Source organism: Shinella sp. WSC3-e (assembly GCF_945994535.1).
In the GTDB taxonomy this organism is placed as follows: domain Bacteria; phylum Pseudomonadota; class Alphaproteobacteria; order Rhizobiales; family Rhizobiaceae; genus Shinella; species Shinella yambaruensis.
Genome location: NZ_OZ000530.1, coordinates 538,894 through 559,116, shown reverse-complemented (window position 1 = coordinate 559,116; position 20,223 = coordinate 538,894). Strand labels below are relative to the sequence as shown.

Sequence of the window (20,223 nt, the reverse complement as noted above, 5' to 3'; positions counted from 1 at the left end):
GGTGGGATGGCCTACCGCGGTCACTTCTTGACGCGGTAGACCTCATGACAGCCGCCGCAATTGGGGCCGATCGTGCCGAGCGCGGCGCCCACGGCCGCCTGGTCTGCCGGCAGGCTGGCGAGCACCGTGTCGGCATCCGTGCCGAGCTTGGCGGCCTTGGCCTTGAAGTCGTCCATCGCCTCCCAGATCTTCGGGCTGGCTTCGGTCTCGTTGCCCGTCTCGGAACCGGCCGGGAACTGGTCCGGGAAGGCCTTCCCCACCTCGCTCATGGTGGTCAGCGACGCCTTGACGACGTCCGCGTCATAGGGCTTTTCGCCCTTCGCGATGCCGGCAAGCGCGCCCATGGCCCCGCCGACCTTCTTCATCATCTCCTGGCGGACGACCTGCGGCTCGTCCGCCGCCACGACGGCCCCTGCGCCGATGACCGCAAGCGCGGCCGCGGCCGCCAAAGTCCTGAACTTCATCGGGTTCTCCCGGTTGCTGGCGGGCGGCTTGCGCCGCGCCGCCGGTTTACGATGCGCGGGCATCTTTGCATTTTGGGAAGTCGAGGAAAGTAAAATATTTTTGAGAACCAGAATGTTGCGCCGTTCACACGCTGCCCCAGCCGCGCCACACCGTAACCACCGCGATCGCCACGAGCAGCACGCCGGCGGCGCGGCCGATAAGGCGCGTGGCGGCGGGGCTGCCGGTCAGCGCATCGCGGCTGCGGGCGGCGGCGAGCGCGAGGCCGCCATAGACGGCAAGCTGCGTCGCCCAGATCATCGCCAGCATGACGAGCGTCTGGCGCCAGAGCGGGCCGAATTCCGGGCGCAGGAACTGCGGGAAGACGGCGAGCATGAAGAGATAGGCCTTCGGGTTCATCAGGCTCGTCAGCGCGCCCTGGCGAAAGCGCGTCGCAAGGCCGCGCCGGTCGAGGCTGCCGACGGCATCGACGACGATCGAGGAGCGGAAGAGCTGCCAGCCGATGAAGGCGACATAGGCGGCGCCGAGGAGCAGCAGGCCGTTGAACAGGCCCGGCGCGAAATGTAGGAGCATGCCGACGCCGAGCGCGGCATAGAGCGTGTGCACGAGGCCGCCCGCCATGATGCCGAAGGTCGCCGAAAGCCCCGCCCTGCGCCCGCCGGAGAGGGAACTCGCCAGCACGAAGACCATGTCCATGCCCGGCACGATGATGATGCCGGAGACGAGCAGGAAGAAGAGCCAGAGATTTTCGCTGTAGGTCATGTCAGTTGTCCATTGCCGATACGCGCCCGGAAGCCCGCTGCCTCCTTGTGTTTCAAGCGCTTGAAGCGTGCTATAGCGAGGACCAACTGACAGTGTTGTGTCAGTTGTGAGGGGAATGACCATGCGCAAGGCTTCGCGGCTGTTCGAGATCATCCAGATCCTGCGCCTCGCCCGCCACCCGATAACGGCGGCCGAGATCGCCGGGCGGCTGGAGGTGACGGTGCGCTCGATCTACCGCGACATTGCCGCCCTGCAGGCGATGCGCGTGCCGGTGGAGGGCGAGCGGGGCATCGGCTACATCCTGCGCCCCGGTTTCGACCTGCCGCCGCTGATGTTCTCCATCGAGGAGACCGAGGCCGTGGTGCTGGCGCTGGCGCTTCTGGAGCGCACCGGCGACGCGGAGCTGAAGGCCGCCGCCCGGCGGGTCGGCGACAAGATCGCCGGCGCCGTGCCGCCGCCGCTGCGCCAGACGCTCTCCGCGCGCGCCCTGCACGCCTGGGGCACGACGCCGCGCCAGCCCGAGGGCATCGACCTTGCCACCGTGCGCCGGGCGATCCGCGACGAGGAGACGCTGCTGATCGACTACCGCGACGAATATGGCCGCGCCAGCGAGCGCACCATCCGCCCCATCGCCCTCATCTACTATTCCGAGACCGCCAATATCGTCGCCTGGTGCGAGCTGCGCGCGGCCATCCGCAATTTCCGCGCCGACCGGGTCGAGGCCTGCGAAACGACGGGCCGGCATTTCCGCGGCGAGGGCGACAGGCTGCGGCAGCTCTGGATTTCCGGCTGGGCGGAGAACCGGCGGGATGCGGGGTAAGCGGAAGCCTATGCGACCGCGCGCAAATCGAAATCGGCGTGGATGACGTCGAAGGGCACTTCGACCTTCCCGTCCTCCGTGCGCTCGATGATGCCCCATTCGGCGAGTGCCGTCACATCCTCGTGCACCCGCTTCACATCGCGGCCGAGCGCGCGCGCCAGCGCCCGGATGCTGCTCGGGCCGATCTTCTGCAGATGCTCGATCAATGCCCAGCGCTTCGGACTGATCACCGAGAAAAGCTGCGCGGGCGAACTGAAGGTGAAGGTCGCGACCGGATCGGACGGCACCCCCGTCCGTGCCGCTTCGGCAGCCCGCGCGAGGTTTTCGGACAGGACAGCGTCGGTATCACTGCGGATCTGAATGCGGGCGCGCTTCATTCAAGGCCTCCGTTTTGCAATTTCCGCCCGAAAATCCTCGAGCAGCGCGGCAATGGTGGAGAAGGCATAGGGACGCTCCTCCCCGTCGAGATGGCAATGATCGCCCTTGCCGCGCTCATTGTCGAAGCCGACGACACGCCGGCCGTCCCGCCCATAGAACAGGCGGTATTTGTAAGGATGGCTGCTTCCCGCAACGGGTTCGGGAACCCGCCAGAGCACGATCTCGATAATCGCGCCATCCGGCAGAACCGTTTTCGACCGCTCGAGAAGCACGGCATCCATGTTGGCATTTATGCCATCATCATGTCTTTTTGTCGACGAAAGAAAAACCCCGGCCGTTTCCAGCCGGGGTTTCCTGAGCTCGGAAGCGAAAAACGCCTTACTTCGTGGCGGCTTCGTAGCGCTCCAGGACGTAGTCCCAGTTGATCAGGCTGTCGACGAAGGCCTCGAGGTATTTCGGGCGGGCGTTGCGGTAGTCGATGTAGTAGGAGTGCTCCCAGACGTCGACGCCGAGGATCGGGCTTGCGCCGTGCACCAGCGGGTTCTCGCCGTTCGGGGTCTTGGAGATGGCGAGCTTGCCGTCCTTGACGGACAGCCAGGCCCAGCCGGAGCCGAACTGCGTGGTGCCGGCGGCGACGAAATCGGCCTTGAACTTGTCATAGCCGCCGAGATCGCTGTCGATCGCCTTCTGCAGGGCGCCCGGCAGGCTCTTGCCGCCGCCACCCTTCTTCATCCACTTCCAGAAATGGATGTGGTTGTAGTGCTGACCGGCATTGTTGAAGAGGCCCTGGTTGGTGCCGTAGGACTTCTTGACGATCTCTTCCAACGAGAGGTCCTGAAGGCCCGCTTCCTCGGCCAGCTTGTTGCCGTTGTCGACATAGGCCTTGTGGTGCTTGTCATGGTGATATTCGAGCGTTTCGCGCGACATGAAGGGCGCGAGCGCGTCGTAATCGTAGGGAAGCGGCGGAAGTTCGAAAGCCATCGTGGTGTCTCCTCTTGGCGACGGAATTTTTTCAATGAAATCCGTGAGCGGAACATAGGAGCGGCAACCGGAAGAGGCAACCGCCCGGGTTCCAATTTTTCCTGACATGCGACAAAATCCTTCCCGTTTCCCGTGTCGGATCAATGACAAATGGAACCGGATTCGATCTGAAACATTTTATCCGACACCCCCGACACGGAGCCTGTCCATGCATCTTCGCCTGCTTTCCGCCCTTCCGCTCCTGCTTGCCGCCCCGCTCGCCCATGCCTCCTCGCCCGATGCATGGGAGGAATTCCGCGCCGATGTGGAGAAGAGCTGCCTGGCGAGCCTGCCGGAAGCGCTCGGCACGCCGAACGTCTTCGTCGAGCCGACGGGCACGCAGTCCTTCGGCCTTGCCGCGATCGAGGGGCTTTCACCGGAATCGAAGAGCCAGATCACCTATCTCTGCGTCTACGACAAGGAGAAGAAGACGGTGGAGGTCTCCCCGCCCATCGCCGCGGAGTTCCTGCATGTGGTGCGCGAAAGCGAGCGCGAGGCGGCGGCGGCGGAACGGGCCAAGACGGGCGACAACAAGACGGTGGACGAGGCCGGGCAGGAATAACCTGCCCCTCAGATATTCCCGGCGAGGAAATCGATGAAGGCCCGGATGCGGGCCGCCAGGTGCTCGTGGCCGGCAAAGACGGCATGCACGACCTCGACCTCGCCGGGATTGTAGTCCTCCAGCAGCGGCACCAGCGTTCCGGCCGCGATGTCCTCCTCGACATGGAAGCGGCCGATACGGCCGATGCCGAGACCGTCGAGGCAGAGTTGGCGCAGGATGGCACCGCTGGAGACCAGCATGTTGCCGGAGACCTCGCGCACCGCGACCGCCTTGCCGTCGCCGGACAGGAACGGCCAGCCCGCCATGCTGCGGCGGAAGTTGAAGCGCAGGCAATTGTGGGCGACAAGCTCGTCCGGGTGCCGCGGCGTGCCGGCGCGGTCGAGATAGGCGGGCGCTGCGATGACGACCTCGCGGCTTTCCAGCAGCTTGCGCGCCTTCAGCGACGAATCGCGCAAGGGGCCGGAGCGGATGGCGACGTCGGCGCGCTCGCCGATCACGTCGATCACGCCGTCGGTCAGCGTCAGGTCCAGCTCGATCTCCGGATAGAGCGACAGGAAGGCCGGCGCCAGCGGCAGGATGTAGCGCTCGCCGAAGCCCACGGAGGCATTGACCCTCAGCGGCCCGCGCGGCACGACGCGCGCGCCCGCCGCCACGATGCGCTCCGTCTCGGCGATCTCGGCCAGGATGCGACGCGCCCGGCCAAGATAGACCTCCCCTTCCGGCGTCAGCTCCAGCCGGCGCGTGGTGCGCACGAGAAGGCGCGCACCCAGCCGGTCCTCGATGCGGGTGACGAGCTTGCTGACCGCCGAGGGCGACAGGCCGAGCTTGCGGCCGGCGGCCGAAAAGCTCTTCAGCTCCGCCGCCAGCACGAAGACATCCATTTCGCCGGCCCGGTTGTCCATGCGCCACCTTTGAATTCAATTCACATATTCTTATCCACTTGACCGGATTAACACGCAAGTGGCCCGGCGCCATATTCCGCGGCGAACCAGAAACGCAACCCAGCCAAGCCGTCCGCTTCAAGCCGGACGCGGGGATATGCCATGCCACTTGCCCTCTTCGCCCTGACGGTCGCCGCCTATGCGATCGGCACCACCGAATTCGTGATCGTCGGCCTGCTGCCGACCGTCGCGACAGACCTTGCCATCACCCTGCCGCTCGCCGGCCTCATCGTTTCCGTCTACGCGCTCGGCGTCACCTTCGGCGCGCCCGTGCTCACCGCCCTCACCGGCCGGCTCGGCCGCAAGCCGCTGCTGCTTTGCCTGATGGCGCTCTTCGTCGCCGGCAATGCGCTGGCGGCGCTCGCGCCGGGCTACGGCGTGCTTCTGGCCGGCCGCGTGCTCTCCGCCTTCGCACACGGCGTCTTCTTCTCCGTCGGCGCCACCATCGCGGCCGACCTCGTTTCGCCCGACCGGCGCGCCTCGGCCATCGCCATGATGTTCATGGGCCTCACCGTCGCCATCGTCACCGGCGTGCCGCTCGGCACCGTCATCGGCCAGACCTTCGGCTGGCGCGCCACCTTCTGGGCCGTCGCCGGGCTCGGCCTTGTCGCCTTCGCCGCCATCGCCCTCCTGCTGCCGTCGAACCTGCGCCGGGAAAAGCCGGCGGGCCTTGTGGAGCAGGTGCGCGTGCTCGGCTCCGGCCGCCTCATCATCGTCTTCGCCATGACGGCGCTCGGCTATGGCGGCACCTTCGTGACCTTCACCTTCCTCTCGCCGCTGCTGCAGGAGGTCACCGGCCTTTCGGCGGGCACGGTCAGCCTCGTGCTCGTGCTCTATGGCGCGGCCATCGCCCTCGGCAACATCGTCGGCGGCAAGGTGGCGGACCGCGATCCGGTGAAGGCGCTCGTCGTGCTCTTCGCGCTGCAGGCCGCCGTGCTCGTGCTCTTCACCTTCACGGCGCCCGCCCCGGCCCTCGCGCTCGTCACCCTCGCCGCGCTCGGCTTCCTGTCCTTCGCCAACGTGCCCGGCCTCCAGCTCTATGTCGTCGACATGGCGCGGCGCCATCGCCCGGCCGGCGTGGACGTCGCCTCGGCGCTCAACATCGCCGCCTTCAACCTCGGCATCGCGGCCGGCGCCTGGGTCGGCGGGCTGGTCGTCGCCTCGCCGCTCGGCCTTCGCGCAACGCCCGCAGTCGGCGCCGTCCTCGTGGCCGCCGCGCTCGGCCTGACGCTTCTCAGCGGCGCGCTCGACCGGCGCGAGCGCGCCCGGCCGGACGCCGCCTGCCAGCCGGCCTGAAACCCTTGCCCCCGCCGGGGCGTTACCGCCTCATTCCCGGCAGTTCCGAACGCAAAACCGCCACGCAGATTTGCTGGAATTGCCTGCGCTCCGGCGGGCCCCCAACCTGAAAGGAGAATGTCATGAAAACCGTCAACGCCAATGGCGCCCACATCCCTCAGCTCGGCTTCGGCACGTTCCGCATGCCGGAACCCGAAGTCCTCGCCATCCTGCCGAAGGCACTCGCCGAGGGCTTCACCCATATCGATACTGCCCAGGTCTACGACAACGAGGCCGCCGTCGGCGCGGCCATCGAGAAATCCGGCATCGCGCGCGGCAGCCTGTTCCTCACCACCAAGGTCTGGGTCGACAATTACGGCCGGGACAGGTTCGCCGCCTCGGTGGAGGAGAGCCTGAAGAAACTGAGGACCGACCATGTCGACCTCCTCCTCCTGCACTGGCCGAACGAGACGGTGCCGCTGGAGGCGCAGATCGGCGAGCTCAACGCCGTGCGCGAGCGCGGCCTTGCGAGGAATATCGGCGTCAGCAACTTCAACAGCGCCCTGATGGCCGAGGCCGTGCGCCTCAGCACCGCGCCGCTCGCCACCAACCAGGTCGAATACCATCCCTATCTCGACCAGATGAAGGTGCTGGAAGCGGCCGAGACCTATGGCATGGCGCTCACCGCCTATTACGCGATGGCCGACGGCAAGGTGCCGAACGATCCGGTGCTGAAGGAGATCGGCGCGGCGCATGGGAAATCGGCGGCGCAGGTCGTGCTGCGCTGGCTGATCCAGCAGCCCGACGTGGTGGCGCTCACCAAGACGGCGACCGAAAGCCGGATTGCCGAGAACCTCGCCGTCTTCGACTTCGTGCTGTCACCGGACGAGATGATGCGCATCCACCGGCTTGCCCGCCCGGACGGCCGCATCGTCAGCCCCGACGGCCTCGCCCCGGCCTGGGATCGCGCCGCCTGACAAGTCCTCGCCCCCTCCTGCGGCGCGGGCCGCGGGAGGGTTTCACACAAAAGCCTCCCTACGCTCCTGCCGTCATGCCAGACTTGGCCTTCGATTCCCCATCCGCCGGGAGGCCCTGTTGGACGACCTCGAGACATTGCTTGCCGCCGGCGGCTCCACGGCGCTGCTCGCCGTCCGGGGCCGCGAGGTGGTCTATGCGCGCGGCTTCCATGCCCACCGCTCCAGCGTCGCCTCGGTGCGCAAATCCCTGATCGGCATCCTCTACGGCATCGCCGTCACGGCCGGCGAAATCGACCTCGACGCCACGCTGGGCGATCTCGGCATCGACGATCTTACGCCGCTGACGCCGCAGGAGAAGCAGGCGACCGTCGCGGACCTGCTGAAATCCCGCTCCGGCATCTACCACCCCTGCGTCTACGGCATGGAGCCGGGACGGCCTGCGCGCGGCAGCCACGCGCCGGGGACGTTCTGGTACTACAACAACTGGGATTTCAACGCCCTCGGCACGATCTACCGACAGCAGACCGGCCGCACGCTTGCCGGGGCATTCCAGGAATATGTCGCCGGACCGCTTCAGATGCAGGATTTCGCGGTGGAGGACGTTTTCGATGTTCCCGGCCCGCAATCGCGCCATCCCGTCTACAAGATGCGCCTTTCCGGCCGGGACCTGGCGCGGGTCGGCGTGCTCTTCCTCGAAGGCGGCCGATGGGAGGGCCGGCAGGTCGTGCCGGAAACGTGGGTGGCGCAGAGCACGCGGCCGCTGACCGATCTCGGCGGCGGGCGCGGCTATGGCTATCTCTGGTGGACGGCGGAGGCGAATGCGCCGGGCGACGACCTTTCCACGGACTGGCCGGTCTTCTATGCCAGCGGCGCGGGCGGCCAGTACATCATCGTCATCGAGGCGCTCGGCCTCGTCGTGGTGCACCGGGCGGCGGATGTCGACAAGGGCATCGGCCATGCGCAGATGGGGAGGATCCTGCGCGCCCTGCTGCGCACCATCGCCTGACCCGCCCCTTCCCAAACGGGGTCCCGATCCGATATGGAGGGTGCGCGCACGCCGCGGCGCCGGGAGCCCTTCATGCAGTCCTCATCCTCAACCGTCTTCTCGCCGGACTGGCCGGCCATTGCCGCCGTCATTCTCGGCGTCACCGCCTTTTCCGTGGCGCAGGGGCTCACCTATCCGCTGATCTCGCTGACGCTGGAAGCGCGCGGCTTCTCCCCGGCGCTGATCGGCGTCAATGCGCTCGCCTTCGCCGCCGGCCTTGCCGCTTCGACGCTGCTGCTCGGCAGCCTGACGGCGCGCTGGCGGGCCGACCGGCTGATCATCGCCAGCCTCGTCGGCTGCTCGCTGTGCCTTGCCACCTTCGCGGCGTCGTCCTCCTTCACCGTCTGGTTCCTCGCCCGCTTCCTGCTCGGCTTCTTCGCCAGCCTCATCTTCATGCTCGGCGAGGCCTGGCTCAACGCCGCCTGCCCGGACCGGCTGCGCGGCCGGGTCTCCGGCATCTACGGTGCCGGCATGTGCGCCGGCTTTGCCGCCGGGCCGCTCGCCATTCCGCTCCTCGGCAGCGAGGGCGGGCTCGGTTTCGCGCTGACCGCCGTCTACCTCGCCATCGTCGCCTTTGCGACCGCCATGCTGATGTTCTCGACCAGGACGGTGCCGGAGCCCTCCTCGACGGGCGACGTCTTCCGCTTCTTCAAGGCCGCGCCGCTGCTCGTCGGCATGGTCTTCGCCTTCGGTTTCGCCGATATCGCGGCCATCTCGGCCATGCCGGTCTATTTCGTGAAGATGGGGCATACGGAGGCCTTCGCGGCGATCAGCGTGACCGTGCTCGCCCTGCCGACGGCGATCGCCCAGCCCTTCATCGGCCTCCTGCTCGACAAGCTGCCGCGCGAACGCGTCGCCCTTGCGGCCGTCGTCGTCGCGGCGGCGAGCTATCTCATCCTGCCGTCGATGCAGTCGGAAGTCGCCATCCTTTCGGTCTTCGCGCTGATGGGCACGGCCACCTTCTCGCTCTATACCTGCGCGCTGACCATGCTTGGCGAGCGCTACAGCAGCGCCATGCTGGTGGCCGGCGCCGCCGCCTTCGCGCTCGCCTATGCGGCAGGCAGCGGCGCGGGCTCGGCCCTGACGGGCGCGATCATGGAGGCCGGCGGGCCGAAGGCCGGCCCACTCTCCGTCGGCATCGGGCTGACGCTCTTCACCGCGGCGCTGATGATCGCGCGGCGGCGGTAGGGACGTTTCCTCTATCTGCCGGCAGAGGTGAGGTTGCCTATTGCGACACCCCCCTCTGGCCTGCCGGCCATCTCCCCCTCAAGGGGGGAGATCGGATGGAGCAACGCTTTGCCTCTCTTCAACGGTGCTGATCAAGCTAGGTTTGCACGTCTTGCCAATCTCCCCCCTTTTGAGGGGGAGATGGCCGGCAGGCCAGAGGGGGGTATCGCAATAGGTGACGCTCCTGCCCTACCCTTGTCGGGCCGGGCTTACAGTGGCCCGATCAGACGAACTGGCTGAGGCCCGGTACGGAGGCGACGACTTCGTCGACCACCTCGGCACCGGCATGCTCGCGGGCGACCGCCATGGTTTCCTTGGCAAGGCCGGTGATCTCGCCCATGCCGAGGCCCTGGCTCATCAGCTGCTGGCCGAGGCCCATGACGCCGCCGCCGCCGATCGCGCTCATCAGCCCGCCGAGCAGGCCTTCGCCCGCGCCCTCGCCATTGTACTTGGCGACCAGTTCGGACGCGCCCGGAATCGCCTCGATCATGCGGGCGACCGGGCCGTCGGCGGCCTCGCGCTGCAGGAAGCCGAGCATCATGCCGATGGCCTTTTCCGCCAGGGCGGCGTCGATGCCGACGGCATCGGCAACGCGGGTGACGAGTTCGTTCATGGAAAACCCTCCGAAAGGAATTGACGTTAACGTCAAGGTAAATGAATTGTCCGGCAAACTCAAGCCGGCTGCGCGGGCCTTCGACACGCGGGCAGGCACCCCTTCAAAGCGTGTTGTTCCCGTGCCGGACTATCCTTATAACCTGCCTGAGACGATTCAATGAAAACCTGCCCGGCGCGGCGATCTGCCCGCCGGCAGCGATCGGGTCAGAACGGCGCCAAGGAGTTTCAACGTGACGGAATCCATTCTTCAGGACGGAAAACTCTATATCGGCACCAGCCGCAAGCCGGACGATACCAACAACAAGCCGGAATATCTGGAATTGAAGTTCGGCAACCGCCACGGCCTCGTGACGGGGGCCACCGGCACCGGCAAGACGGTGACGCTGCAGATCCTCGCCGAGGGCTTTTCCAATGCGGGCGTGCCGGTCTTCTGCGCCGACGTGAAGGGCGACCTCTCGGGCATCGGCGCCATCGGCGAGGCCAAGGACTTCCTGCAGAAACGCGCCGACCAGATCGGCCTTGCGCCTTACGAATTCCAGCAGTTCCCGGTGATCTTCTGGGACCTTTACGGCGAGAAGGGCCACCGCGTCCGCACCACGATTTCCGAGATGGGCCCGCTCCTGCTCTCGCGCCTGATGAACGCGACGGACGCGCAGGAAGGCGTCATCAACATCGCCTTCAAGATCGCCGACCAGGGCGGCCTGCCGCTGCTCGACCTGAAGGATTTCCAGGCGCTGCTCAACTACATGGGCGAGAACGCCTCGGCGCTCTCCAGCCAGTTCGGCTTCATCTCCAAGGCCTCGGTCGGCTCGATCCAGCGCGAGCTGCTGATCCTCGAACAGCAGGGCGCCGAGCAGTTCTTCGGCGAGCCGGCGCTGAAGATCTCCGACATCATGCGCACGACCAATGACGGGCGCGGCGCGATCTCGGTGCTCGCCGCCGACAAATTGATGATGAACCCGCGCCTCTACGGCACGTTCCTGCTCTGGATGCTCTCGGAGCTGTTCGAGGTGCTGCCGGAAGTGGGCGATCCCGACAAGCCGAAGCTCGTCTTCTTCTTCGACGAGGCGCACCTTCTGTTCAACGACGCGCCGAAGGTGCTGGTCGAGCGGGTCGAGCAGGTCGTGCGCCTCATCCGCTCCAAAGGCGTCGGCGTCTATTTCGTCACGCAGAACCCGCTCGACGTGCCGGAAACCGTGCTCGCCCAGCTCGGCAACCGCGTGCAGCACGCGCTGCGCGCCTATACCCCGCGCGAGCAGAAGGCGGTGAAGACCGCCGCCGACACCTTCCGCCCCAACCCGGACTTCAATTGTGCCGAGGTCATCACCAATCTCGGCACGGGCGAGGCGCTCGTCTCGACGCTTGAGGGCAAGGGCGCGCCCTCGATGGTGGAGCGCACGCTGGTCCGCCCGCCGGCCTCGCGCCTCGGCCCCGTCACCGAGGCCGAGCGCAGGGAGATCATGAATGTCAGCCCCGTCGCCGGTCTCTATGACGAGGATTTCGACCGCGAATCCGCCTACGAGATCCTGACCGCCCGCGCCAAGAAGGCCGCCGAAGCCGCCGCCGCGCAGGAGCAGGCGGAAGAGCAGCAGGCCAGCACCCAGTCCTCCGGCGGCAGCCGCTGGACCCTGCCCGGCTTCGGCGACGACGAACCCGCCGCCCAGCCCGCCCCCAAGCAGCCGAAGGCGCGCTCCGGCTACCAGCGCGAGACCGTGGCGGAAGCGGCGATGAAGTCGGTCGCCCGCACCGTCGCCTCCTCGCTCGGCCGGGCGCTGGTGCGCGGCATCCTGGGGAGCTTGCGGCGGTAGGCGCTGCTCGGCCCTGCCGATGGGGTAGATACCCCTCTTCCCTGCCGGACATCTGCCCCGAGGGCAGGTCATCGCATATGGAATTCGACGGTGCCATTCTCCCCTTCTCCCCCGCGGGGAGAAGGTGGCCCGAAGGGTCGGATGAGGGGGCGGCTCGGACGTATCGTTTGCGCCTTCGCCATCCCCCTCATCCGCCTGCCGGCACCTTCTCCCCGCGGGGGAGAAGGGGATGGGGCCACGGTTTCCTTTTAGAGGCGTTAGCCCTGCCCTTGTGGAGGGAGATGCTCTGCGGGGCAGAGGGGTGCTTTCCCCTCTCCGCTTGCCAAACACCACACGCCAATGCTACCCCTTCCCCGTTCGCAACATGTAACAGAGGGCTGCGCGTGAAGACCGACTTCCTGCCGAACCGCACGCATGGTCCTGATCTTGCCCTGCAGATGCGTTTGCAGGGCTGATCGGAACGAACACACTCTTCTTCTGGTCTGCCTCCCGGCGGGTGCGGTTTCAGCCGCATCCATCTTTCCTGAGCCATTCCGCGTGATCGACGGCCAATGCCGCACCGCGGGGCTCCGAAGACCAGAGATCGTTCCATGTCGCTCATCACTATCCGCGCCCTCGGCGTCACCCTCTCCACCCCGCTTTTCGCCGATCTCAACCTTTCCGTCGCCGCCGGCGACCGGATCGGCCTCGTGGCGGCCAACGGGCGGGGGAAATCCACCCTGCTGAAATGCATCACCGGCGCCTTCGAGCCGACGACGGGCGAGATTTTTCGCGCCCGCGGCCTCACCATCGGGCATATGGAGCAGGACCTTCCCGCCGGCCTCGAGGCGCTCACCTTCCGCGAGGCCGTGCTCGGCGCGCTTTCCCCCGAACAGCAGGAGAGCGAAGGCTGGCGGGCCGATGTCACGCTGGAGGAGCTGGAGGTGCCCGAGGCGCTGCGCGAGCGGCCGCTTTCCCAGCTCAGCGGCGGCTGGCAGCGCATCGCGCTGATCGCCCGCGTGCGCGTCGGCGAGCCGGACGTGCTGCTGCTCGACGAGCCGACCAACCATCTCGACCTTTCGAAGATCGCCCGGCTGGAGGGGTGGCTCGCGGGCCTGCCGCGCGACATGCCGGTCGTCATCTCCAGCCACGACCGCGCCTTCCTCGACGCCGTGACCAACCGCACGCTGTTCCTGCGCCCCGAGCGCTCGCAGCTCTTCGCGCTGCCCTATTCGCGCGCCCGCGCGGCGCTCGACGCAGCGGACGCGGCCGAGGAGCGGCGCTTCGAGAAGGACATGAAGGCGGCCCAGCAACTGCGCCAGCAGGCGGCCAAGCTCAACAATATCGGCGTCAATTCCGGCAGCGACCTCCTGGTGGTCAAGACCAGGCAGCTCAAGGAACGGGCCGAGCGGATCGAGGACGCCGCGCGGCCCGCCCATCAGGAGCGCCCGGCCGGCGCCATCCGCCTCGCCAACCGCGGCACCCATGCCAGGGTGCTGGTGACGCTGGAGGATGCCGCCGTCGGGACGCCCGACGGCACCCTCCTCTTCCGCACCGGCCGGAAATTCCTCTGCCAGGGCGACCGCATCGTGCTGCTCGGCCGCAACGGAGCCGGCAAGACGCGGCTCGTCCGGCTGCTGCGCGCGGCGATCGCGGCAGCGGGCGCCAGCCATGAGGGCATCAAGGCGACGCCCTCGCTGGTGCTCGGCTATGGCGACCAGGCGCTGTCGGACCTTTCGGACGCCGAGACGCCGCACGGCACGATCATCCGCCGCTTCGACATCGGCGACCAGCGGGCGCGCAGCCTGCTCGCCGGCGCCGGGCTTTCCATCGAGATGCAGGGGCGGCCGGTGGGGCTGCTCTCCGGCGGGCAGAAGGCGCGGCTCGGCATGCTGGTGCTGCGGCTGACCAACCCGAACGTCTACCTGCTCGACGAGCCGACCAACCATCTCGACATCGAGGGCCAGGAGGCGCTGGAGCGGGAGCTGACGGCAAACGAGGCGAGCTGCCTCATCGTCTCGCACGACCGCGCCTTCGTGCGGGCGGTGGCCAACCGCTTCTGGGTGATCGAGAAGCGGCGGCTCATCGAGGTGGACGGGCCCGAGGCCTTCTTCGCCGAGGCGGCCTTGCGGGGGTGAGTCGTCCGCTGCCTGCCGGATTGCCCCCGCGAGGAACAGGACTATCGCCCATGGAAGGAAACCGTCGCCTCCTCCCCTTCTCCCCCGCGGGGAGAAGGTGGCCCGAAGGGTCGGATGAGGGGGTGGCTCGGACGGATCGTTTGCGCCTTCGCCATCCCCCTCATCCGCCTGCCGGCACCTTCTCCCCGCGGGGGAGAAGGGGATGTGTGGCACCGTCGAATTCCATATACAATGTCCCCTGCCCGGAAATGGCGGCCGTCAGCCGATGCGCGGGTCGCCGCGAAAATCCTCGCGGGAGAAGCCGATCCGGCGCGGCGGGTGATCGCACAGCGCCTGCACGCCGAGCGGCGAGAGCCGGATGCGCCAGGTCTGGCGCTCCACCGGCCTTGGCGCGGCAAAGGCGGAGGCGGTGAGAAGCGCCATGTTGGCGCCGCCGGCCGGATCGCGCACCGAGCGGTAGATTATGGCGGCAAGGCCGGCCGCCCGCGCGCCGTCGGTGAGCGCCTGGCAGGCGGCATAGTCGGTCGGGTGCGTCCAGAGGGCGGCGTCCCTGTCGAGCGGCGAGGCGGTGAGGTCGAGCGCCGCGCCGGTCTCGACGAGGGCGGAAAAGGCGGTGTAGTCGGCGGCATTGGCCGGGAGCGGCGTTGCCGGCGATTCGGCGAAGAACAGCAGCCGGTAGAAGGCCATTTCGGACAGCGCCGTCTCGACGGAAAGCCCGGCATAGTAGACGCCGAGCGTGCGCCCGGCGCGGCGGAAGCGCGAGCCGTGCGGATAGACCGCGCCGTAGCGGAAGGGGGTGGCGAGCAGATAGTCGAGGCCGGCGCATTCCGGCGGCAGCACCGGCTTGCTCTCCTCCAGAAGGTCCTCCAGCAGCGCCTGTTCGTCCAGCGTGTCGACGAGCTTCAGCGTCGAGACGCGGTGCTGCGCCTCGACGAAACGCCAGACGGGCCCCGAAAAGGACCGCGCCTCAGACGAGAGCGCGGCGGGCGTCCAGATAGGCAAGGACATCGACAAGGCCGGAAATGGAGACGATGCGATCGACGGGGCGCGCGCCGAGCACGCTGTTGTCCGCCGTCATCCAGGCGCGGGCGACACCCTCGTCGCCGCCGGTAATGGCATCGAGCGAGCGGAAGAGGCGTACGAGCAGCACCGCCAGCTCGAACGGCTTGGTGCCGCGCTCCAGGAGCACGTCCTGCCGCTTCAGCCGCGACACGGTCGCCTCCGAGACCCCGATGACCGCCGAAAGGATGCGCGCCGTCAGCCCCAGCCGCTCCGCCGCATTGACGGCCGCCTTGGTGAGCACGGCGCCTTCGGCATTGGCGTTGATGACGGGCTTGCGCTGCATGATACGATCTCCTTTCATGGGAAAGAATATAGCAACTCTTTTTCCCATGACAAGGGTTTCGCACCCTTTCCTAGGCATCCTTCATCTCGATGATCTGGATGAGGTTGCCGCAGGTATCGTCGAACACCGCCATGCGCACGGGCCCGGCATCCATCGGCGGCTGGGTGAAGGCGACGCCGAGCGACACGAGCCGCTGGTGCTCGGCATCGAGATCGTCGACCTGGAAGGAGGCGATCGGGATGCCGTCCTCGACGAGCGCCGCCTTGTAGGGTCCGACGGCCGGATGGCCGCTCGGCTCGAGCAGCAGTTCGGTGCCGTCGGGGTTTTCCGGCGAGACGACGGTCAGCCAGCGGTCTTCGCCGACGGGCACGTCATGCTTGACGCGAAAGCCCAGCACGCGCGTATAGAAATCCTCGGCCTTCGCCTGGTCGTCCACGGGAACGCTGGTGACATAGATCCGCATGGTTTTCCTCCTTCAGAGATGGGTTTGCAGCCACTGCCCGACGGCCGCGCGCAGCGGGCCGGCATCGAGCGTGTGCAGCTTCGTGCGCCCCGACCACTCGACGCGCACGAGGCCGGCCTTTTCCAGCATGTCGAGATGCTGGGTGATCGCCTGCCGCGACAGGGTGACCCCGTCCTGCGCAAAGGACAGGGCGCAGATCTCGAACAGGGACTGGCGCGGCCGCTCGCGCAGGCGATCGATGATCCTGCGGCGGGTCGGATCGCCCAGGGCCTTGAAGATGCGGTCGAGGGCATCGTCGTCCATGGCGAAGAATATGCAATAAAATCATTGCATGTCAAGGCGGCGCCACGCGCGCACGACAAAAGGCCCGGAGGCTGGGCTCCGGGCCTTTCGCTCAAAGGTCTGTGCCGGGGATGTCTACTTGCAGACCTTGATCTTCTTGATGACGACATTGCCGTAGTAGTCGTAGGCCTTGACCTTCTTGATGAAGCAGTGCGGCTTGTAGCCGTAGCTGTAGTAGCCGGCCTGCGAGGGGGCGGCGAAGGAGATGGCGGCAACGGCGGCGATGGCGGCGGAAACGATGATCTTGCGCATGGGGTCTCTCCTGATCTCTCTTTGGGGATGAGCCTCTCTCATCCGGTGATCAGAAGGTCTCACATCGCCCCGCCCCGCGCTGTTCCGCATGGAACACGAAAAGGCCGCCCGGAGGAATTTCCGGACGGCCTTCTTTCGATCTGCCGGCCTGGTCAGGCGACGGTGGTCTTGACGTCGAGATTGCCGCGGGTGGCGTGGCTGTAGGGGCACACGACATGCGCCTTCTTGACGAGGTCCTCGACCACGGCCTTGTCGACGCCGGGCACGGAGACTTCGAGCGAGGCCTCGAGGCCGAAGCCGCCGCCATCCTCGCGCGGGCCGATGCCGACGGTCGCCGTGACCTTGGCGTCATCGGGGATCTTCACCTTTTCCTTGCCGACGACGAACTTCAGCGCGCCGAGGAAGCAGGCCGAATAGCCGACGGCGAACAGCTTTTCCGGGTTGGCGCCGGCCGCGCCGTCGCCGCCGAGCTCCTTCGGCACGGTGAGCGTGACGTCGACGGTGCCGTCCTCGGTTGCGCCATGGCCGGCGCGGCCGCCGGTTGCGGATGCCTTGGTTCTGTAGAGAATGGGCATGGATGTCTCCTTCCTGGTTTCGTTGGCGATGGACTCTAGATAGCGCAAAATTAGATTGCGCGCAATATGATTTTGCAAATTGCAATTTCGGCCATTTGTGCGACAATGGCAGCATGACCGACAAACGTGACGAAGCTGAGACGGACGATATCCCGGCGGGCATGCTGGCGCTGGACCAGCAGCTCTGTTTCGCCGTCTATTCGGCCGCCCATGCGCTGAACCGCACCTACAAGCCCCTGCTCGATCCCTACGGCCTCACCTATCCGCAATATATCGTGCTGATGACGCTGTGGGAGGAGGACGGGCGCACGGTGAAGGCGCTGGGCATGACGCTGGGCCTCGATTCCGGCACGCTCTCCCCCCTCCTCAAGCGGCTGGAGGCGGCCGGCTACATCCACCGCGCCCGCGACAGGAGCGACGAGCGCCAGGTCCTCGTCACGCTCACCGGCAAGGGCCATGCGATGAAGCGCGAGGCCGTGGGTATCCGCCGGCAGATCGGCAAGGCGACCGGCTGCTCGCTGGAGGCCCTGCAGACCCTGACGGCCGACCTGCAGGCCCTGACCGGCCGGCTCGATGCCGGCGCCGCGCAGGACGACGCCGCCTGAAAAGCGGGATTTTACCGGGTCCTCCCCTTGCGGGACCTGTTCGCGATTCAACCTTCGCGCTAGAGTGCGCGCGGGCGAGCCGCGAAGGGGGCATTCTTGAATCCTGCATGGTCCTGGCTGAGGGCGAACGCCGCCGCAAGCCTCTGGTGCATGGCCGTCGGCCTTTCCATGATGGCGCTCTGGCTGGCCGAGCCGGCGGGCCTTGCCGAGCGCCATCCTTGGCTGTTCGGCATGAAGTTCAATGCCGCGCTCGCCTTCGTCGTCATCGGCACGGCGCTCGGCCTTGCCGCGCGTGGCCATGCGCGCCTGCCGGCGCTGATGATGGCGCCGGTCTTCCTCTACGGCGCGCTCGCGCTCTCCCAGCACCTTTTCGGCATCGATGCCGGCATCGACACGCTGCTCCACACGCCCTTCGTCGATATCGGCACCAGCCTGCCGGGGCGGATCGCCCCCAACACGGCGCTCTGCCTGATGCTGCTCAGCCTGGCGCTGGCGCTGCGCGCGCTCACCGGGAAGAACAGTGCGGTGCAGGTGGCGCTCGGCTTCGTCACCGTTATCATCGCGGCGGCCGCGCTGATCGGCTATGCGATCGCGCTGGATTTCGCCCATGACTGGATCCGCTTCACGCGCATGTCGTTCCAGAGCGCCAGCTGTTTCGTCGCCGTCGGCATCGCGCTCATCTTCACCGGCACGGAGGCGACCGGCTTCCACCGGGTGACGCTTGCCGGCGTGCTCGGCCTTGCCACCTATCTGCTGCTGCTCGCCATGAGCTACTACGAGCTGGCGCGCTACGAAGCCGCGTTCGGCATCACCTTCTCGAACAGCGATGCCAGCGCCCGCTCGACGCTCTCCTCGCTGGTGCTGATCTCGGGCGTCCTCTACGGCGCCCTCGTCGCCCATCTCTATGTCTCCTCCCGCCGCGCGCGCCGCATGGCGGCGGACCTTGCCGAAAGCCGCGCCCGCCTCACCGCCATCATCGACAATGCCGTGGACGGCATCGTCACCATCGACGACCGCGGCATCATCCTGTCGGCCAATCCCGCCTGCACGCGCATCTTCGGCTTCACGCCGGAGGAGATGGTGGGCCGCAACGTCAGGATCCTGATGCCGGAGCCCTATCACAGCGAGCACGACCGCTATATCGCCAACTACAAGCGCAGCGGCGAGGCGAAGGTCATCGGCATCGGCCGCGAGGTGGAGGGCCGGCGCAAGGACGGCTCCGTCTTCCCGCTCGACCTTGCCGTCGCCAAGCTGGAGCTCGACGGCACGGTCATCTACAGCGGCATCGTGCGCGACATTTCCGAGCGCAAGGCGAGCGAGCAGGCGCTGATCGACGCCAATGCCGAGCTGGAGGAATTCGCCTACCGCACCTCGCACGACCTGCGCTCGCCGATCGCCTCCTCGCTCGGCCTCCTCACCATCTCCAAGGACATGCTGGCGGAAGGCGAGCTCACCGCGCTCGGCCAGACGCTGCAGCGCATGGAGCAGAATTTCCGCCGGCTCGACCACCTGATCCAGAACATCATCACCATCACCCGCAACCGGCTGATGGAGGAGGAGGCACGGCCCATCGCGCTGCGGGCGCTGATTTCAGAGGCGATCGACGCGCTCTCGCATTTCGAGGATTCCAAGCGGATCCGCATCGAAAATCATGTGCCGGCGGAATTGACAATCGTCAGCAAGCCGTCGAAATTCCAGGTCATCGTCGGCAACATGCTCTCCAACGCGGTCAAATATCACGATCCGAAGGAGGCGGAGCCGGCGATCGACATCCGCGCCTTCCGCTATGCCGGCAAGCTGCGGCTGTCGGTGGAAGACAACGGCCTGGGCGTTCCGCCCGCAAGCCGCCATTTGTTGTTCAAGATGTTCAAACGGCTGCACCCGAACCGGTCCTTCGGCAGCGGGCTCGGCCTCTACATATTGAGAAAGAGCGCGGAAGCCCTCGGCGGCACGGCGCTCTATGAAGCTAGAGATAAGGGCAGCCGGTTCATCATGGAACTGCCCGACGGGGACTGACCATGACTATCCAATCGATCCTGGTCGTCGACGACGACGAGAACGACCAGTTCATCTGTGAATACACCATTCGCAAATACGATCCGTCGATCCGCATCATCAAGGCATTCGACGGCTCGGAAGCGCTCGACATCCTGCACCGCGAGACGCCCGACGCCATCATCCTCGACATCAACATGCCCGTCATGAACGGCTTCGAATTCCTCGACCGCTATGCCGAGGAATTCGAGGTGCACGCCCCCGTCGTCGCCATGCTGACCAGCTCCCATCTCGGCAAGGACCGCGAGCGGGCGATGCAGTACAGCTTCGTGAAGAGCTATTTCGAAAAGCCCCTGCAGTCCGACCACCTGCGCCTCATGACGGAATTGCTCGACGAATAGTCGCGGGATGGATTGACGCGTGTCCGGCGAAAATCCCCTCTGGAATCCCCTCTGGCCTACGGGCCTCTCCCCTTCAAGGGCAGATCGATCGCCCATGGCAGGAAACCGTTGCCCCATCCCCTTCTCCCCCGCGGGGAGAAGGTGCCGGCAGGCGGATGAGGGGGATGGCGAACGCGCAAAGGCTCGATCCGAGCCACCCCCTCATCCGACCCTTCGGGCCACCTTCTCCCCGCGGG

Annotated in this window: 25 protein-coding genes; 12 read left to right on the top strand and 13 right to left on the bottom strand. The window is 66.9% G+C overall.

The window, feature by feature from the left end; translation table 11 throughout:
* Positions 1-20 precede the first annotated feature (20 nt).
* Together AABF56_RS02790 and AABF56_RS02785 are read right to left on the bottom strand one after the other, a co-directional pair.
* Positions 21-464, bottom strand: coding sequence for a c-type cytochrome (locus tag AABF56_RS02790; RefSeq protein ID WP_244769906.1), 444 nt, complete (start codon positions 462-464; stop codon positions 21-23).
* A gap of 124 nt (positions 465-588) precedes the next feature.
* Positions 589-1,224: a LysE family translocator gene (locus AABF56_RS02785; protein ID WP_272804845.1), complete on the bottom strand. Its 636-nt coding sequence runs from the start codon at positions 1,222-1,224 to the stop codon at positions 589-591.
* A 121-nt stretch (positions 1,225-1,345) separates the two neighbouring features.
* Here AABF56_RS02785 and AABF56_RS02780 point away from each other — a divergent pair, with 121 nt between their 5' ends.
* Positions 1,346-2,044 carry a helix-turn-helix transcriptional regulator gene (locus tag AABF56_RS02780; RefSeq protein ID WP_272804844.1) on the top strand — a complete coding sequence of 233 codons (699 nt, stop codon included), beginning with the start codon at positions 1,346-1,348 and terminating at the stop codon, positions 2,042-2,044.
* An 8-nt stretch (positions 2,045-2,052) separates the two neighbouring features.
* Here AABF56_RS02780 and AABF56_RS02775 read toward each other — a convergent pair whose 3' ends face one another.
* The 3 genes from AABF56_RS02775 to AABF56_RS02765 form a co-directional block, all read right to left on the bottom strand.
* Positions 2,053-2,421 carry an HVO_A0114 family putative DNA-binding protein gene (locus AABF56_RS02775; RefSeq protein ID WP_244769903.1) on the bottom strand — a complete coding sequence of 123 codons (369 nt, stop codon included), beginning with the start codon at positions 2,419-2,421 and terminating at the stop codon, positions 2,053-2,055.
* On the bottom strand, positions 2,422-2,703 hold the full coding sequence (locus tag AABF56_RS02770; RefSeq protein ID WP_272804843.1) for a toxin-antitoxin system TumE family protein: 282 nt from the start codon (positions 2,701-2,703) through the stop codon (positions 2,422-2,424). It abuts the gene before it with no gap.
* A 97-nt stretch (positions 2,704-2,800) separates the two neighbouring features.
* Positions 2,801-3,403, bottom strand: a complete 603-nt coding sequence (locus tag AABF56_RS02765; RefSeq protein WP_272804842.1) for a superoxide dismutase — start codon at positions 3,401-3,403, stop codon at positions 2,801-2,803.
* A 208-nt stretch (positions 3,404-3,611) separates the two neighbouring features.
* Between AABF56_RS02765 and AABF56_RS02760 the strand changes: the two genes are divergently transcribed.
* Positions 3,612-4,004 (top strand): hypothetical protein, encoded by a 393-nt coding sequence (locus tag AABF56_RS02760; protein WP_272804841.1) that lies wholly within the window; start codon positions 3,612-3,614, stop codon positions 4,002-4,004.
* Positions 4,005-4,012: 8 nt separating this feature from the next.
* On the opposite strand, the gene AABF56_RS02755 is transcribed toward AABF56_RS02760, so the two are convergent.
* A complete protein-coding gene (locus AABF56_RS02755) occupies positions 4,013-4,906 on the bottom strand; it encodes a LysR family transcriptional regulator (RefSeq protein ID WP_272804840.1) in 894 nt (297 codons plus the stop codon).
* A gap of 141 nt (positions 4,907-5,047) precedes the next feature.
* Between AABF56_RS02755 and AABF56_RS02750 the strand changes: the two genes are divergently transcribed.
* From AABF56_RS02750 to AABF56_RS02735, 4 genes are all read left to right on the top strand, one after another.
* Positions 5,048-6,241 carry an MFS transporter gene (locus AABF56_RS02750; RefSeq protein ID WP_272804839.1) on the top strand — a complete coding sequence of 398 codons (1,194 nt, stop codon included), beginning with the start codon at positions 5,048-5,050 and terminating at the stop codon, positions 6,239-6,241.
* Between the two features lie 122 nt (positions 6,242-6,363).
* A complete protein-coding gene (locus tag AABF56_RS02745) occupies positions 6,364-7,197 on the top strand; it encodes an aldo/keto reductase (protein ID WP_272804838.1) in 834 nt (277 codons plus the stop codon).
* 118 nt (positions 7,198-7,315) lie between these two features.
* Positions 7,316-8,203: a serine hydrolase domain-containing protein gene (locus tag AABF56_RS02740; protein ID WP_272804837.1), complete on the top strand. Its 888-nt coding sequence runs from the start codon at positions 7,316-7,318 to the stop codon at positions 8,201-8,203.
* A 72-nt stretch (positions 8,204-8,275) separates the two neighbouring features.
* On the top strand, positions 8,276-9,430 hold the full coding sequence (locus tag AABF56_RS02735) for an MFS transporter (protein ID WP_272804836.1): 1,155 nt from the start codon (positions 8,276-8,278) through the stop codon (positions 9,428-9,430).
* A gap of 262 nt (positions 9,431-9,692) precedes the next feature.
* Here AABF56_RS02735 and AABF56_RS02730 read toward each other — a convergent pair whose 3' ends face one another.
* Positions 9,693-10,082, bottom strand: coding sequence for a hypothetical protein (locus AABF56_RS02730; protein ID WP_244769894.1), 390 nt, complete (start codon positions 10,080-10,082; stop codon positions 9,693-9,695).
* On the opposite strand from AABF56_RS02730, the gene AABF56_RS02725 reads away from it, so the two are divergent.
* The 3 genes from AABF56_RS02725 (at position 10,081) to AABF56_RS02715 (ending at position 14,009) form a co-directional block, all read left to right on the top strand.
* Positions 10,081-10,245 carry a hypothetical protein gene (locus AABF56_RS02725; protein ID WP_244769893.1) on the top strand — a complete coding sequence of 55 codons (165 nt, stop codon included), beginning with the start codon at positions 10,081-10,083 and terminating at the stop codon, positions 10,243-10,245. The genes AABF56_RS02730 and AABF56_RS02725 overlap by 2 nt on opposite strands.
* 81 nt (positions 10,246-10,326) lie before the next feature.
* Positions 10,327-11,892, top strand: a complete 1,566-nt coding sequence (locus AABF56_RS02720) for a helicase HerA-like C-terminal domain-containing protein (protein WP_272807422.1) — start codon at positions 10,327-10,329, stop codon at positions 11,890-11,892.
* Positions 11,893-12,482: 590 nt separating this feature from the next.
* The gene (locus AABF56_RS02715) at positions 12,483-14,009 is read left to right on the top strand and encodes an ABC-F family ATP-binding cassette domain-containing protein (RefSeq protein ID WP_272804835.1); all 1,527 of its coding nucleotides are present in this window, start codon (positions 12,483-12,485) and stop codon (positions 14,007-14,009) included.
* Positions 14,010-14,267: 258 nt separating this feature from the next.
* Here AABF56_RS02715 and AABF56_RS02710 read toward each other — a convergent pair whose 3' ends face one another.
* The 6 genes from AABF56_RS02710 to AABF56_RS02685 form a co-directional block, all read right to left on the bottom strand.
* Positions 14,268-15,017 (bottom strand): RES family NAD+ phosphorylase, encoded by a 750-nt coding sequence (locus AABF56_RS02710; RefSeq protein ID WP_272804834.1) that lies wholly within the window; start codon positions 15,015-15,017, stop codon positions 14,268-14,270.
* The gene (locus AABF56_RS02705; RefSeq protein ID WP_245082246.1) at positions 14,977-15,354 is read right to left on the bottom strand and encodes an MbcA/ParS/Xre antitoxin family protein; all 378 of its coding nucleotides are present in this window, start codon (positions 15,352-15,354) and stop codon (positions 14,977-14,979) included. The genes AABF56_RS02710 and AABF56_RS02705 overlap by 41 nt, the downstream gene beginning before the upstream one ends.
* A gap of 70 nt (positions 15,355-15,424) precedes the next feature.
* The gene (locus AABF56_RS02700; protein WP_272804833.1) at positions 15,425-15,817 is read right to left on the bottom strand and encodes a VOC family protein; all 393 of its coding nucleotides are present in this window, start codon (positions 15,815-15,817) and stop codon (positions 15,425-15,427) included.
* Between the two features lie 12 nt (positions 15,818-15,829).
* Positions 15,830-16,120, bottom strand: coding sequence for an ArsR/SmtB family transcription factor (locus AABF56_RS02695; RefSeq protein ID WP_272804832.1), 291 nt, complete (start codon positions 16,118-16,120; stop codon positions 15,830-15,832).
* Between the two features lie 114 nt (positions 16,121-16,234).
* Positions 16,235-16,411, bottom strand: a complete 177-nt coding sequence (locus tag AABF56_RS02690) for a hypothetical protein (RefSeq protein ID WP_245082251.1) — start codon at positions 16,409-16,411, stop codon at positions 16,235-16,237.
* Positions 16,412-16,563: 152 nt separating this feature from the next.
* Positions 16,564-16,986 carry an organic hydroperoxide resistance protein gene (locus AABF56_RS02685; RefSeq protein WP_272804831.1) on the bottom strand — a complete coding sequence of 141 codons (423 nt, stop codon included), beginning with the start codon at positions 16,984-16,986 and terminating at the stop codon, positions 16,564-16,566.
* A gap of 113 nt (positions 16,987-17,099) precedes the next feature.
* Between AABF56_RS02685 and AABF56_RS02680 the strand changes: the two genes are divergently transcribed.
* The 3 genes from AABF56_RS02680 (at position 17,100) to AABF56_RS02670 (ending at position 19,987) form a co-directional block, all read left to right on the top strand.
* A complete protein-coding gene (locus AABF56_RS02680) occupies positions 17,100-17,591 on the top strand; it encodes a MarR family winged helix-turn-helix transcriptional regulator (RefSeq protein ID WP_245082253.1) in 492 nt (163 codons plus the stop codon).
* 96 nt (positions 17,592-17,687) lie between these two features.
* Complete coding sequence (locus AABF56_RS02675; RefSeq protein WP_272804830.1) at positions 17,688-19,607, top strand: sensor histidine kinase; 1,920 nt, start codon at positions 17,688-17,690, stop codon at positions 19,605-19,607.
* 2 nt (positions 19,608-19,609) lie between these two features.
* Complete coding sequence (locus AABF56_RS02670; RefSeq protein WP_245082257.1) at positions 19,610-19,987, top strand: response regulator; 378 nt, start codon at positions 19,610-19,612, stop codon at positions 19,985-19,987.
* Positions 19,988-20,223 lie beyond the last annotated feature (236 nt).